Raw genomic sequence first — 14,712 nt, 5'->3', positions numbered from 1 at the left:
CCAATGGAAGAGAACGTTTAGGGATATGCGTACCGTTATCTTACACTATCACCTCTTCAAGAATGCGGGCACGTCGCTTGATCAAATCCTCAAGGATAATTTTGGCAAGGCTTGGGTCACACGTGAGTTTTCAAGTTCTGGCCGCCCGGACGGAAATACCCTGGACGTTGAAGCATGGATTCAGAACAATCCCGATGCCGTGGCGTTCTCCTCGCACACAATGATGGGGCCGTTGCCGCGGATCGAAGGCGTCCGTGTGATTTCGATCATGCTGCTGCGTGATCCCATTGAGCGTATCAAGTCCGCCTACCGCTTTGAGCAAAAGCAAGAATCAGAAACATTTGGGGCGGTATTGGCCAAGCACACCGATTTCGAAGGCTATGTGAAAGTACGGTTGTCGCTGCCGCATGACCGACAATGCCGTAATTTCCAGACCTATCGGTTGGCCTCTCTTGTTCCGGGGGCGGACCCGGAATTGGAGCGGGCAAAGCGGGGGCTAGAGGGCCTGACCGTAGTGGGCTTTGTGTCAGATTTCACACATGCGCTTGAAAGGCTGACAGTGGCCATCGCCGACGCTTTCCCTGATTTCAGGGGAGCTGAGATACACAGCAACCGGTCGACCTCGGGTCATAGACTGGAGTTAGAAGAGGAGCTTGAGGCGCTATTGAGAAGGTATAACGCGGACGATCTCGCGTTGCTTGGCAATTACGCCCAATCGACAACCGGCGCTGCCACGTTCACTTCGGGAACAAAAGGATTTAGATAATAGCATGTCGGTGTTGCGTGATCCATTCATCGACCAAACTCTGAACGATCTGCGGACAGCCAACGAATGGTGCGGTCCGCAGGCACTTTATCGGTTCCAGCAGGATCTCGCCTTGACCGGGGGGTTTCAGGTCCGCGCTGCCGCGACGGGTGTGCCATGCCGTCCGAAGGCACATTTCTATGACCCCCCGCATGGTTGTCTGTATTGGTTCGATGCTGAGGAACCCTTTTGCGTCGTAGCGGATTCTCTGCGGCTTGGTTGCCCAGTCCTTGCACTTGTTACGGCGCATAACGTTTATCCTGTTGCAAGCTCTGAGGGATCGCCGCTGATCGAACGCGCGCGTCTCTTGCTAAAGGGAAACGGCCAACCTGAGCGTTGCATAGATCCCAAAGCGCGACCGCTGGCCTGTCTGGGGCATCCGAATTTTGCGCATTTCGCGTGGAACGAATTTCCCGGTCTTTGTTACTTGGCGGCAACGGGCGCATTGTTCGATGTTCAGGTGCTCTATGATCCGCTGCAATTGGCTGAGCCATTCTGCGCGGCCCGGAACCTGATCTGCTGTCATATTGATGACATTGAGAGCGTACGTGGCTGGCAGGCAAGACCAATTGTCATACCTGGATCGGTCTATTGCACCGCTGCTGTGAAACACGACATCCTCGTGTCGATGGGGCTGCCAGCAGACCATCAAGCCGGATTAGAACCGCGGATATATTTGAGCATTCGCGAGACCGGTCGCACATTGAAGAATCAGGCGGCGATTCTGGCGGAGTTGGTTAAGCGGCTCTTGGATGCCATGCCCGATGCTACTGTAATTTTGGATGGCTTCTCACTACCCTTGGATTTCGATCGCCCGCTCTACGATCGGTTGCGACCGAGCTTTGAAACACGCATTGCTGGCGCAAGGCGCATTATAGCTGCATTTTCCGAGTCATTGCCTGAGACGCAACGCACGCGCCTACAAGATATTACCGGCGTCACTCTAAAGGACGCCCTAAAAGAAATCGCAGGTTGCCATGCTTATGTAACCCACGCCGGAACATTGCAGCACAAGGCAGGATGGTTTTACCCGCTGCCGGGTATCCTGCACGGGAACCAAGCCAGCATCACGCCCGGTAGCCTGCGCTGGACTGCCTCAATGATGGAAGGTGCCATTCCGCCCCAAGGGGTTGATCCAGCGTTAATAGAGGATCATGCAGTTCAGGGTATGCCTCGGGACAATGAGCGCAACAGAGATTACAGCTTTCGTGATGCGGACCGAACAATAGATAGTATCGTTGACACTCTGGTCCGGATAGTCAGGCAGTCGACGGCAACAGCAAGTTAAGATCGGTGGTTCTCAGCGCTTGTTTCCAGATGAGTGTGACACCACCCAACATCTCTTCGGTCCAATGCCGCATGTTACCGAAGACCTCGATCTCGGGAAGAGCAGCGACGAGCATGTCCCGGTAGACACCGGCCATGTCTTTATGTGCCAGATAAAGTTTGCGGTTCACCAGCAGAAACGGAACTAATCCAGTAGATGGAATTGCTTCGAAAATGGCCTCAGTCACACCCGGCCAACGAATTTCGAACACGTCGTCAAGACACAGAATGCCATCTGGCGCGACACAACCGGCAAAGCGTCCGATATCATCAAGCACGTCCTGTTTGGAATGACCTGCGTCGATATGCACGAAACGAAAGAGTTGTTTGGCGATTTCTGCCAGTTCGGGCGCGCGTGTCGAACATTCATGAAAATGTACGCGCGAGGCAAGTGCGGTCGGAAGGCGTTCGGCTACCTTCGCGAACCGTGGCGACTTCTTCAGGTCAATTAAGTCGATGTGCTCGTCTTCCCGCAGAGCTACAGTGCCCAAAAATGCGGTGCCGCCATGTTCGACACCCATTTCCATAATGTTGCCCCTGATAGTACGCTGCTCTTGTAGCGCCAGCAGCACATACCAAGCGATGACGGATTCCAGCGGGAAGGGAACTCCGTCATTCCGATAAGTCACGTAATCCTTGTGCAATCTAGCTATTGTTCTTGAAAGCATGATTCATTTCCACTTGAGATTTTGCTTACTGCCATTCCTTTGGCACTACAAAACCCTCGGATTCCACTTCGCGTATGATGCGATCAATGTCTTCTGCAAACAGCTTTGGAAAGAAATCCGGCATAGGGCGTGAGGCGCTTTCGGTGAAGCGTCGATCAAGCAATTGTTGCGGATAATGAAAAGGCTTTACGTCAAGGAACTCTTCAATTTCGCGCAAGGTGGCGCGCTGATTGGCGTGGAGCTCTTCGTAGAAGATGACCTTGCGTTCCGTCTCTCTAAGCCCGGCTTTCATCCGTCGGAGGACGGCTCCGTATTCGGCATTGTCCCAGATATGCGGCGTCCGAACGAATAATTCATAGTCGTCAGGCCCCCATTCCTCCAGATGATGCAGCGACCCGGTCAACTGAAGGTGGAATTTCGTATGACTCCAGAGCCGTTTGAGCGGGTGGCGCATTGTATAGAGCACACGCAGTCGCTCGCAGTCTGCGGAAATCCGTGGCCAAGCCTTGTCGGGCACGAAGGCGTGCAGATTAGAGAAGTCGCAGGCCCAAACTTGATGATCGCGCATCTGAAAGAGATTTCGATACCAGAAATCGTCTACGGGGTTGTTCAAGTAGTTCGACACCCAGTGCAAATTGGCGCGAATGCGATCAATATTGGCCTTTGCTGGATCAAACCGAAAAAGATACCGATCCTTTGCTTCTTGAAGGCGTCGCTGCTCGCTCAAATGATGGGAATTTACGTAACGGTGATAGAAATAATGCAGCTCTTTTTCAGGCGTGAAGTGCAATTCTGGATGGCGTTCCAGCACAGCATATAACCATGTCGTGCCCGCCTTCATCGCACCGATGCTAAGAAAAAGATTTGAAAACAACTTCTTGTTCATTCAAAGACTGTCCTACTTCGTGCAGACTACCAATATCTTGCAAGTAATTTGAGGTAAACAGCGTATTGGTGTGCAGTAATCGGAAACCATGATGTTTCGGGTGCGCGCTTGGTCTTTGTTCTGTTTTTTTGGTTTGGGTGCGCGGATCAGGCTGTAACTCTAAGGCGGGTGACTGCTAACCTTACGCAAAATTCCGGACGTGAGAATCCGCCAATTTTCAGCGAGCAAGCCAATTGATTTGAAATACCTCGCCCACACAGTTTTTCGGTGGCGGCAATATACTTGTCCTTCGTCCACAGTTGACATTGACAGGTCGGCGCAGGACATTCATCGCGTGGTTAAGGCCGAGTGAAATTTCGCGTCAAGCGGTCGGTCATTCGGAGGGAATACCTTGCAACAGCTCGATCTCCACGGCCTCTGCACGATCTGTGGCCACGTTGGGATGTTTCGTCGTGGTGATCACCGCTCGTTGCGCGAGTCCTACGCTTGTGCCAACTGCCGGTTTACGCTGCGCTGGCGCGATCAGGCAGGTGTAATCGTTGATGAATTTGGTCGCGGACAGGCCTTGTCGATCGAGCAGCTTGTGCAAGGTGGCCTGCTGGAGGATGTGGCTATTTATGAGCCCGCGATGCGCGGACCATTTGTTACCCGGTTGAAAGGGTTGCCAAACTATATCCGTTCATATTTTCGTCCTGACGAACCTCTGGGAGAAGTTTCGTCAGAAGGGCTGCGCAATGAGAATTTGACGCAGCTGACCTTCGATGAGAACAGCTTTGACCTGATTATCACCAGCGACGTTATGGAGCATCTTCCGGATGTAGAGAAAGCCTTTGCCGAAACGCTACGCGTCCTGCGTCCAGGCGGAATTCATGTCTTTTCAATCCCTAATGATTACCCGTTGCCTGATCGGACGGAGCCGCGCGTGCGGATCGAGAATGGGCAGTTCATCCATCTGAAACCTGAGCGCTATCACAACGCAGGCGACGGCACTAAATGCCTTGTGTACACGGATTATGGAAGCGACTTGTCTGATATGATCCAAGCTTTGGGCGGGCGGCTGTCAGTGGTCCGGCGCAGCATCATGCAGGACCCATGCTATACGAATGCAACATTCGTGATGCGCAAAGTCGCTCCGCAATCTTTCCCGCCCTCCCGCAGTGCGGCGAAACTGCAGACCGCAGGACGCTCAACAGGGCTGGAGTGTCCGATCTGCAAAGGAACCGCGTTCGAGGATTTCAACGGCCGCCACAACGCACGTTGCTCCTCGTGCAGAGCGGTGGAACGCAACCGGCTTATGTGGATGATGTTGGAGCGGTTGGGCGGATTTGAACCGGGAAAACGGATACTTCATTTGGCACCGGAATTGGATCTTGCGCGCAAGTTCAAGGAATTGTCCGGTGATGCCTACCACTGCGCTGATATGGCGGCGGACCGCTACAAGAGCCGTCTCCCAGAGGTTCGCCAGTTGAACTTATGCACAGACCTCGCGTCGATCCCTGATGCGAGTTACGATCTTATCCTGCATAATCATGTCCTTGAACACGTTCCATGCGACGTAACAGGTGTTTTGCGCCAGTTGGACCGAATACTGGCGCCGGGGGGCTTGCATTTCATGTCAGTTCCTATCCGAGGAGAACGGACGGCTGAAGATCTGTCGCCTGATCTGACGGGTGCCGAGCGTCTGACGCGTTTCGGTGAAAAGGACCACATGCGTATCTTCGGCTCGACCGATTTGCAGGACTTGCTGACCGAGGTTTGGGGGCAAGGCCGGCATCTCATAGAGCCGATACGTTTATTCGATCGGGATGATCTGCGCCGGGCGGGGATTCCAACCGTAGCGCGTCAAGGTGCGTCGGGGCACAGCGTTTTCCACTATCGCAAAGGTGGGTGTCCGCCTGCGGAGGAATTGGCGTCACCGCTGAGTGCCGATGCTCAGAAGTCTGAGCAACCCGTCGCGCCCGGCGCCTCGGCCACTGTTCGTGCCGCATGTCAAAATGCGGAAGCCATCTATCCTGCTGAAGATGCACCGCCGGGATCGCCAGTCATGTTGGGGTTGGAGGCGTTGCGCCGTGATAACCCTTGGCCAAATTTTCCGTGGGACGATCACGCGCCATTCATGTTGGCGCTGGATGCAAATGGTGAAGGTGGACGCGAGATTATCTTGCGAGAGATTGCAGACAATGACGTGAAACTGATGGTCGAGGTCGGTTGCTTTTTGGGAGGGTCTGTACTGCAATGGCTGAGCGCGAAGTCTGACCTGAAAGTGATTGGCGTCGATCCATGGGACGGCAATTGGTCGGATTACGTTGCAGGAATGGCGCACCATCCATCCATGTCGCGCCATGTAGAACATCTGCCGGACGCTGAGGTGGCGCGCATCGCCCAACTCTTGTCAGATCACGGTAACTTTGCGGTAGCACTGAACAATTTGCGGGCTTTCAAAGACCGGTTCTATCCTGTGCGCCGCTTCTCGCCCGAAGCGCTGCACTATCTGAGTCGCCGCAATATTCCGGTAGAAATGATCTATATTGATGCCTTCAAACATCGGACAGATCTGGACGCGGCCTACTCGCTTTATCCCGACGCAATATTATGCGGTGACGACTGGCTATGGCCTGACGAAACGGGACGCTTTGTCATGCAGGATGCAATCAAAGAGTTCGCTCGCGACCACGGACTCGAGGTCGAGGCTCAGCGGCAGTCTTGGGTGCTGCACGGATGAAAATGGAATGAGGGGCCTCGAATTGCTGCCAGAACAGGTGCTGGCATATGCCGCCGCTGCACCTGAGGTCACAGCCTATCGATTCGTGCTGAGTTCCGACATGTCGACGGAACTGAGTTATGGGACGCTGGTTGTTGGCGCTAGGGCAGTGGCGAGGGCGTTGATCGCGGCTGACTGCGCACCGGGGTCTCATGTGGCTCTACTCTGCGGGCACGGCCCAGATTTTGTTACCGGGCTTTTGGGCGCTTTTCTTGCTGGCTGCGCAGCGGTACCCTTGGCGCTACCAAGCACGCCGGCGGCCCGTGCGCGTGCGGCTATGATCCTGAACGAAGCGGAATGCGTGGCGGTCGTAGCGGATACGAGGCTCGACGCTCTGCCAAGCGCAGAATATAGCAAGATCATTTCAGGAAGAATCGTGGTGAAGGTCGGTGATCAGATCCCGGCAACTGAACCTGCATTCGTGACGACATACCCAGAAGACGTGGCGATCATTCAATACAGTTCGGGTTCCACTGGGACGCCGCGAGGGGTGATTGTGACCCACGGCGCCCTTGCTGCTCAGCGGCAGGCGATTGAGCGTGCGGTACAGCCACAGCGTGAGGACCTCGTTGTGACTTGGTTGCCCCCGGAGCATGACATGGGGCTGATGGGCGGGCTTCTGACTAACCTCTGGCGCGGCGGCACGACCATCGTGCTGTCGCCTACCAGCTTCATCCGGCGCCCGATTCTGTGGCTGGAGGCGATCAGCCGCTGGCGTGGTACGGTCTCTGTTGCACCAAACTTTGCGTATGATTTGTGCACGCGCGCAATCCCGCAAGAGCGACGGGCCGCGCTAGATCTGTCGTCGTGGCGCGTGGCGCTCAATGGAGCGGAGCCGGTTCGTTCAGAGACCATGGAGCGGTTTTCTGAAGCGTTTGAACAGGCAGGGTTCGACGCGCGTGCTTTCATGCCGTGCTACGGGCTCGCAGAGGCAACTCTGCTCGTTTCGGGTGCCGAAAGGGGCGAAGGCGCTGCGTCAGCATGGTTTGATGCCAGTGCGCTGGAACGAGGGGACGTCGTGCCCTCCCGACCGGGACAGGGACGGCGACTTGCATCTTCGGGATTGGTGCGCACGACTGGTGGAGTAAGAATTGTTGAACATGACACCGGCGTACCCTGCAACGAAAACCGCATCGGCGAAATCTGGATTGCAGGCGACAGCTTGGGTAGCGGTTACCTCAACAGACCGGAAGACAGCCACGCGACCTTCGGTGTGAGAACGGCAGAGGGCGGCGGTCCATGGCTGCGTAGTGGCGACACCGGGTTCCTCTGGGAGAACGAGCTTTATGTCACGGGGCGGATCAAAGACATCATACTGTCGCACGGGCGCACATTGCACCCATCCGATCTGGAGCGGACTCTTGACGGCACGCAGCCGCAGGTGCGCGCCGGGCGCATCGCGGTGCATCAACTTGAGGACGGGGCGATTGCTCTGATAGCGGAAATTGCGCCTTCCCGGATCAAGGCGGCCGACACTGCGGACTCGCCGACGGATGTTGCTGAACGTCTGTGGCGACGGCTTCTGAGCCAATCGGGCGTCGAGGCCGCACAGGTGTTGCTTGTGCGACCGGGTTCGATCATGTGGACAACCAGTGGTAAACTACGGCGTCGATCGACCCACGCGCGGCTACTGGCAGAACCGAAGCTGGTGCTCTTGGATTGGCAGCCGGACAATGCAGAATCACGTCGGGCACAGGCACAGGCCGCACGTGAACTGGCGCTAGCGCGTGAAAGAGGGGACGTCACCGCTACTGTGATCCTGCGTTTCTTTGTCGATTGGATCGCTGCGGCTACAGCGATCCAATCCACGCATGTAGACCCGGATATGCCTTGGGCGGATCAAGGGTTGGATTCGCTGATGATGACTGAATTGGTATTGGATCTAGAGTTGGCTATGGGGCGCGGGATCGCAGTCGAACGTCTGTTTGATCTACCTGACCCCAGATCCCTCGCCACCGCGCTTGCGGGTGAATGCCGATGACGACCTACGATCCGATCGCGGTGGTAGGTATTGCCTGTCGTTTTCCGGGTGTATCCTCTCCAACAGAGTTGGCTAATCTCCTGCGCTCAGGAAGATGCGAAATTGGGCCGGTCTCAACCGATCGCCGTGCCCTTTGGGAGTTGGGTGAGAGAAGTCCGGCAGCAGCAGGACTCCTGGAGGCCATTGATCACTTCGATAGGATCCCGTTTCGTATTTCGGCCACAGAGGCGCCTCTGATAGACCCTCAGCAACGGCTTGTGTTGGAAATGGCGTGGCATGCTCTGGAAGATGCTGGGCTTTCGCCTGCCTGTCTGGACGGTGTCCCTGCGGGAGTATTCGTAGGGGCTGGATCATCTGACTATGCCATACGCATGGCGAAAGCTGCGATAGCGGCTAAGAGTAATCCACACCTGCCCAATGCAGCACAAAATGGCGCGATCTCAGGACGAGTGAGTTATTGCCTGGGACTCACTGGGCCATCCTTGACGATTGACACGGCATGTTCCTCTGCTTTGGCGGCAGTAGCGTCAGCAAGCGATGCCTTGCGATTAAACCAATGCGATCTAGCGTTGGCGGGCGGGGTGAACGCGCTTCTGGCGGGCGAAACCTTTGAGGCACTCGCAACAACCAGTCTGTTATCGACAAGTGGCGAGACTCGGTCTTTTGATGCGGCGGCAGACGGGTTTGTGAGGTCCGAAGGGTGCGGCATGCTCGTGTTAAAGCGCCTTAGCGACGCGACAGCGCAGGGCGATCGAATTCACGCCGTACTGCTCGGATGGGCAACAGGGCAGGACGGGCGTAGCAACGGGTTAAGTGCGCCATCTCGTCAGGGGCAGGCACGGGTGATTTCAGCGGCGCTGCGGTCGGCAGGAATAACTCCAGATGACATCGGTGCAATTGAGGCCCATGGGTCGGGTGCTGTCCTTTCTGACACAATAGAGACTTCTGCGCTGGCCGAGGTGTTTGCGGAGCGTGCTGGTCCGGTCGGCGCACTGGGGTCGATCAAAGCAAACTTGGGGCATCTTGAGGCAGCGGGAGGTATTGCAGGCCTTCTCAAGGCGGTTCTTATGGTGAGAGACGGGTTCGTACCCATGCAGCCAGCCTTTGCCGTACCGTCACCGCGAATTGAGTGGGCTGAGTTGCCTTTCGCTGTGCCTCAGGTCACGCGGGATTGGCTAGGACCGAAGCGAATAGTTGGTGTCAGTGCTTTTGGGATGAGCGGGCTCAACGCGCATGTGATTGTAGGCGGTCCGGATGGTACAGAACCCATTCTGGAACGCGAGCCGGCGCCGTGGATGTTCCTTTTATCTGCGGCGACACCGCAGGCGCTGAGCGCGCGGGCAGAACAGCTTGCTGCGGCACTTCAGGAACCAGAGGTCGATATGAGCCGATTGGCGGCAGCGGTTTCCCGCAGGTGGGCTGGGATGAGCTTGCGCGCGGGGTTCCTTGCGTCCGATGTGACCGAGGCGCAAGCGGCGGCAAAGCGGATCATGACGGACCCGCCTCAAACCGCAGTGCGATTGGTGGGCAAGGTCATGCTTGAACCACCGGAGGGGTTATCACTCTCTGATATGACGCTGCTTTGCCGCGTCTGCCCGGATCTCGTTTCGGCGACTGATGCGGACACTTCGAATGCAGCCCCTTTGCGCCGAGAGTTTGAGCATGGTACTTGGACTGTCCCCGAGGTGGTGTTGGCGCTGCACAAAGCGGGGGCAACGATCCTGCCTCAGGTGATGATTTCTGGAAATCCGTTGGCACCTGATCTGCCCGGGTATCCATTTTTCCGACAACGCTATTGGTACGATGACGTGCCCGGCCCAAGACGGAGATAATCTCAAAAACGTCCGCTTGGGACAAGGAAGGATCGATTGACAGGGGCCGTCTGCATCGTTGGGAAAGTAAGTCCTCCGATTGCATGCGCTTGATGTTTCAGGAATACTGTCCGACGCATAATCCATCTCTTACATCAGACCCGGAAGGTGATCTATGACTGTTGAAGCGCCCCTGAAAAAACCTGCCGATGCGGGTGCAATACGCGACTGGATGGTGGCTTACATCACCTCAGTGATTGAGGTGCAGCAGGACCCATTTCCAGTGAACGACCGGTTCGATTTATACGGGCTCGATTCGATCGAAATCACAATCATGTGCGGTATGATGGAGGAGCAGTTTAAGATTGAGGTGAATCCGAACGAGGTATTCGATCATCCCAGTGTTAGCGAACTTTCAGTCTATCTCGCCCACCGTGTTGGCGAGAGCAGCGCTGCAACGTAAACATGAACTCGTCCGGCGGAGAAAAGCCGCGCGATATTATTATCACCGGAATGTTCGATATGCCAAACTTTGGGGACCTCATGTTCCCTGTGGTCGCGGCGCACGAACTGGGTCGGCGCGGGTTTCATCTGCATCCGTTGTCGCCGACCGGGGCAGAGACCGGGTTGCGCGATGCGCTGCCGTCGCGTGCCATCTGGACAGCCTTTGATCCAAGCACCCCTTGCGATGGTGTCCTGATTGGTGGCGGATACATCGTGCATACCCACCGCATGGATCCACTTAAGGAGTATCGCGAGGGTGGAATAGGTGCCGCAGTTGGTCCCGCAACCTGGCTTGGGGCAACGCTGGCGGCGGCGTTACGCGATGTTCCGGTCGCTTGGAACGCGCCCGGCGTGCCGCATCCGATTCGACCCGGGGTGCGCCCCCTTGCGGCGGCGGCCTTTGCCGCTGCGGATTACCTCTCACTGCGGGACGCCGGCTCGATCCGCATGGCATGCCTGTTTGAGCATCCGCAGGTTGAAGAAATACCCGACACCATTCTTGGTCTGGAGCGCGTTTGGTCGCGATCGGGACTGGCCGCAGACTTTTCGCGGGTCTGCACCACGCTGGGGGTCACGCAGAGAGACAGGGTGCTCGCCGTACATGTTCGACGCCGGTCGTTGGGGGCTGCGACCGTTGGAGAATTGGCTGACGGTTTGGCATCGGTATGTCTGACGTTAGAACTGACTCCGGTGCTGATCGGGCTGGGTACCGCACATGCCGATGATCGTATTGCGCGTGAACTGGCGACCGCGCTTGGGGCGCGGGGTGTGGTGGCTGCGGCGCTGGACCGGCCTCGGGGCCTGAGAGATATCGCAGCGCTAATTGCCTATGCGCGGGCTTATGCCGGATCCTCACTGCACGGTTATATCACGGCTGCGGCTTACGGTGTGCCGGGCCTTCTGGTTGCGCGCCCGGCTTATCGCAAGTTCGACGGGCTGATTAATCATCTGGGGCGCAAGGATGACTTGATGAAGGGGTGGCCTGAGGCACTTTTAGCGTTGCGGGCCGCGGTTGTAACACCGCCTCGCCCATTGCCGCTTGATATTTCTGTCCGACTGGAGCGTCATTGGGATATGATTGCCAAGACATTCATGGCGGGGTCGAAACCAAAGCGCCATGCGAGGCTGGAGTTTGCAGCACTCGCCTTTAGCGCAGGTCTAAGGCAAGACGGGCCAAATTGGGCGATGACACCCTTTACAACGGCGCAGGACCGGTCGGCTGCGCTTGCAGGTGATGACGTGCGCGAGACGGAGCCTTTCTAGCCTATGACTTCGACCGATGTCCCCATGTCGCTACCTTACGGGCTTGACCCGATCACCTGCTCAGACTTCAAGCGGGATGGTGTGCTGTGCCCGATCGACGTCATGCCCGAGGATGAGGCGTCGACGGTCCGCGCCCGTATTGAGGTGTTGGAGGCACGATCACACGGTCGGCTATCGGGTCTGGCCCGTGTAAAACCGCATTTACTGATGCCTTTTCTATGGGATGTCGTTCATGATCCGCGGATCGTGGACCCGGTTACAAGCCTGCTGGGGCCTGACATTTATTGCATCGGTTCGAGTATTATCGACAAACCGGCGGGTTCGGATAGCTATGTCGCATGGCATCAAGACGCGACGTTCTGGGGTCTGAGCGCTGCAGAGGGCGCAACCGCTTGGCTGGCGCTAAGCGCGGCCAATTCTGAATCGGGCTGCATGGAAGCGATTCCGGGAACCCACACGCTGCAAATGGAGCATCTGGATACAGGAGACGCGCGCAACATGTTGGGTGCGCGCGAGGCCGTGCGGCAGGAGATTGACCGATCCAGCGCACGCGTACTGGTGCTGCAGCCCGGGCAGATGTCTTTGCACCACCCGCTTATCCTGCACGGATCGGGACGGAACGTTGCCGCTGATCGCCGGCTAGGTTTCGTGATCCGATATGTCCCAGCCTGCATCAGACAGGAAGGTGCAACGGTTACACTGGTGCGAGGCCGCAACTTGTCGGACATGCCATTGGAAGTCGCTCCTGAAGACGAGATGGGCCCTGCCGCCCTGTCCCGTCATGCTGACATCATCCGCTGCGCGGGCGGGGTAATCCGACGCGCGAAAGAGGCTCATCTTGCCGCAGCAGCCCAACGACCGGAGACGGAGACATGAATCACGATCTGACACAGACATACACGCAGGATGGTTATGCCGCGCCGATCCGGGTGATGTCCGAAGAAGAGGCGGCAGAGCTTTTCGCTAGGATTGAACAGGCAGAACAGCGGCTTGGCCCGCAGGTGTTCAAGCTGCTCAATGTCAAGGGCCACCTCTTGTTTCCGTTTCTTTGGGATGTCGTTCAAGACGCGCGGATCGTCGACCAAGTGGCGGCGATCCTTGGCCCGGATGTCCTGTGTTGGGGATCCAGTTTCTTTTCCAAGGATGCCGGATCGGCCGACGTGGTGCCATGGCATCAGGACGGCACCTGCTGGGGGCTGAATGCGCCCAAAGGATTGACTGCTTGGCTGGCGCTGACGCCCAGCACGCCCGAAACCGGGTGCCTGCGTGTAATACCTGGAAGCCACCGAACTGCGGTTCCACATGCGGTCAAGAATGCCGCATCCTCTATGTTGCCATTGGGCGAGGAGGTGGCAGAGGAGGTGGACGTGTCCAAGGCTGTGGACTGCCAGCTAAAGCCCGGTGAAATGTCGCTGCATCATGTGATGCTGGTTCACGGCTCGGCCCCGAACCGTGCGGCCTCGGGGCGTAGAATCGGCTTTGCTATCCGCTATATCGCGGGGGATGTTGCGCAACGCGGCGCCGACAAGGGGTACGCCACGCTGGTTTGCGGCCGAGATCACAATACCTATCTGCTGGAGTCGAGACCCGAGAACGATCTGGAGCCAGTAGCGCTTCGGCGGCATCGGGACATCTTGCGGCATTCTGCCGGGCTTGTCATGCGCGAGGCCGCCTCGCTGGATGCTGGTTCGCGCTAGCTGCGGTCTATCACTCCGGTTGCGGCGTCGAACACCCAGCCGCGTGCGTGTTGCTTTCGCGGGGGATGGCCGCGAAGGGCGGCGTAGGTGCGTGTCGCTTCCTTCACCATCCTAATGGCCTGCGCCTCGTCTGAGGTCGAGGTGCCGCCGTGAATTTGATGAAAGGTGGCAACGCCAGATAGGCGGATGAACTGGGTGCCGGGATGGTTCACCGCGCGGTTCAGCATGTCAGGGTTGCACATACCCCCCCCGGGTTCGGTAAAGGCAGGGTCATAACCGTCCAACGCCGCCCATGTATCGCGGTGCAGGAACAGTGCGTTCGTTTCCAGCATTGGCGCAGTAGGTGAAAGCTCCTCGGGCCAAGACACAGCGAACAGATCTGCGGACGGATCTGGCCAGCCAGCCGTCTGCAGCAGCGCATCTTCTGTGGCACGGTCGTAGCCGCGGCGGGCAGATGTGGCTTGCCGTTCCAGCCCGAACTGTCGATTGGGCACTGCAATCACCGGTGCCGGATGGGCCTTGGCCGCGCGCGCCACAGTGGCCAGAAGATAGGGCGAGGCCAGTCGGGCCCCGTCGATCCAAGCGCCGACGATGCGTCCCCGCGCCATCGCCAACGCTTCATTTATTGCGCCAACAGGTGAGGGTGCAGGATGGCGTGCTGCCAAGATGCGGGGGACGGGTTCCATTATGGGCGGGATGGGCAGATTGTCAGACCCGTTGTCTACGACGATGATCTCCCATGTCAAATCTTCCGCCCCTTGCTGAAATGTGCGGGACAGCGACCATAGGGTGCGTGGCAGTTCCCGGTCCATCCGCCAGCAGGTAATGGCGATGGAAATGTCGGGTGCGAACGCATCTGCCGCTTTCATCGGGCAAACTTTGACCATAATCTGAACTGTGTCCTCCGCATCATCCTGTTCCGAGCCCTTCATGCCCTCACCAGCCGCCCCAACACAAGATACCCAAAGACTGGCTGCTCCGCCCGCGCTGAACCCAAATGAAGATCCGCT

At 57.3% G+C, this 14,712-nt stretch carries 12 protein-coding genes; 9 read left to right on the top strand and 3 right to left on the bottom strand.

Going from position 1 to position 14,712, the window contains the following annotated elements; genetic code table 11:
- The first annotated feature begins 25 nt into the window (after window positions 1-25).
- Together ACN0SW_RS05450 and ACN0SW_RS05445 are read left to right on the top strand one after the other, a co-directional pair.
- Complete coding sequence (locus ACN0SW_RS05450) at window positions 26-766, top strand: sulfotransferase family 2 domain-containing protein (protein ID WP_417726895.1); 741 nt, start codon at window positions 26-28, stop codon at window positions 764-766.
- A gap of 4 nt (window positions 767-770) precedes the next feature.
- Window positions 771-2,093, top strand: a complete 1,323-nt coding sequence (locus ACN0SW_RS05445; protein WP_417726894.1) for a hypothetical protein — start codon at window positions 771-773, stop codon at window positions 2,091-2,093.
- Here the strand turns inward: ACN0SW_RS05445 and ACN0SW_RS05440 are convergent.
- Window positions 2,065-2,799, bottom strand: coding sequence for a class I SAM-dependent methyltransferase (locus ACN0SW_RS05440; protein WP_417726893.1), 735 nt, complete (start codon window positions 2,797-2,799; stop codon window positions 2,065-2,067). The genes ACN0SW_RS05445 and ACN0SW_RS05440 overlap by 29 nt on opposite strands.
- 25 nt (window positions 2,800-2,824) lie before the next feature.
- A complete protein-coding gene (locus ACN0SW_RS05435; RefSeq protein ID WP_417726892.1) occupies window positions 2,825-3,685 on the bottom strand; it encodes a sulfotransferase in 861 nt (286 codons plus the stop codon).
- Between the two features lie 391 nt (window positions 3,686-4,076).
- On the opposite strand from ACN0SW_RS05435, the gene ACN0SW_RS05430 reads away from it, so the two are divergent.
- The 7 genes from ACN0SW_RS05430 (at window position 4,077) to ACN0SW_RS05400 (ending at window position 13,702) form a co-directional block, all read left to right on the top strand.
- Window positions 4,077-6,407, top strand: a complete 2,331-nt coding sequence (locus ACN0SW_RS05430; RefSeq protein ID WP_417726891.1) for a class I SAM-dependent methyltransferase — start codon at window positions 4,077-4,079, stop codon at window positions 6,405-6,407.
- A gap of 7 nt (window positions 6,408-6,414) precedes the next feature.
- Complete coding sequence (locus ACN0SW_RS05425; RefSeq protein WP_417726890.1) at window positions 6,415-8,427, top strand: AMP-binding protein; 2,013 nt, start codon at window positions 6,415-6,417, stop codon at window positions 8,425-8,427.
- Window positions 8,418-10,259 (top strand): polyketide synthase, encoded by a 1,842-nt coding sequence (locus ACN0SW_RS05420; RefSeq protein WP_417726889.1) that lies wholly within the window; start codon window positions 8,418-8,420, stop codon window positions 10,257-10,259. Before ACN0SW_RS05425 ends, ACN0SW_RS05420 begins: the two co-directional genes overlap by 10 nt.
- A 154-nt stretch (window positions 10,260-10,413) precedes the next feature.
- Window positions 10,414-10,701 (top strand): acyl carrier protein, encoded by a 288-nt coding sequence (locus ACN0SW_RS05415; RefSeq protein WP_417726888.1) that lies wholly within the window; start codon window positions 10,414-10,416, stop codon window positions 10,699-10,701.
- 2 nt (window positions 10,702-10,703) lie between these two features.
- Window positions 10,704-12,005, top strand: a complete 1,302-nt coding sequence (locus ACN0SW_RS05410; RefSeq protein WP_417726887.1) for a polysaccharide pyruvyl transferase family protein — start codon at window positions 10,704-10,706, stop codon at window positions 12,003-12,005.
- A 24-nt stretch (window positions 12,006-12,029) separates the two neighbouring features.
- On the top strand, window positions 12,030-12,881 hold the full coding sequence (locus ACN0SW_RS05405) for a phytanoyl-CoA dioxygenase family protein (RefSeq protein ID WP_417726886.1): 852 nt from the start codon (window positions 12,030-12,032) through the stop codon (window positions 12,879-12,881).
- Window positions 12,878-13,702, top strand: coding sequence for a phytanoyl-CoA dioxygenase family protein (locus ACN0SW_RS05400; RefSeq protein ID WP_417726885.1), 825 nt, complete (start codon window positions 12,878-12,880; stop codon window positions 13,700-13,702). The genes ACN0SW_RS05405 and ACN0SW_RS05400 overlap by 4 nt, the downstream gene beginning before the upstream one ends.
- On the opposite strand, the gene ACN0SW_RS05395 is transcribed toward ACN0SW_RS05400, so the two are convergent.
- Window positions 13,699-14,634: a glycosyltransferase family 2 protein gene (locus ACN0SW_RS05395; RefSeq protein WP_417726884.1), complete on the bottom strand. Its 936-nt coding sequence runs from the start codon at window positions 14,632-14,634 to the stop codon at window positions 13,699-13,701. The genes ACN0SW_RS05400 and ACN0SW_RS05395 overlap by 4 nt on opposite strands.
- Between the last annotated feature and the right edge of the window lie 78 nt (window positions 14,635-14,712).

Source organism: Roseovarius sp., from assembly GCF_048262375.1.
GTDB lineage: Bacteria > Pseudomonadota > Alphaproteobacteria > Rhodobacterales > Rhodobacteraceae > Roseovarius.
This window is presented reverse-complemented; position numbering and strand designations above follow the sequence as displayed.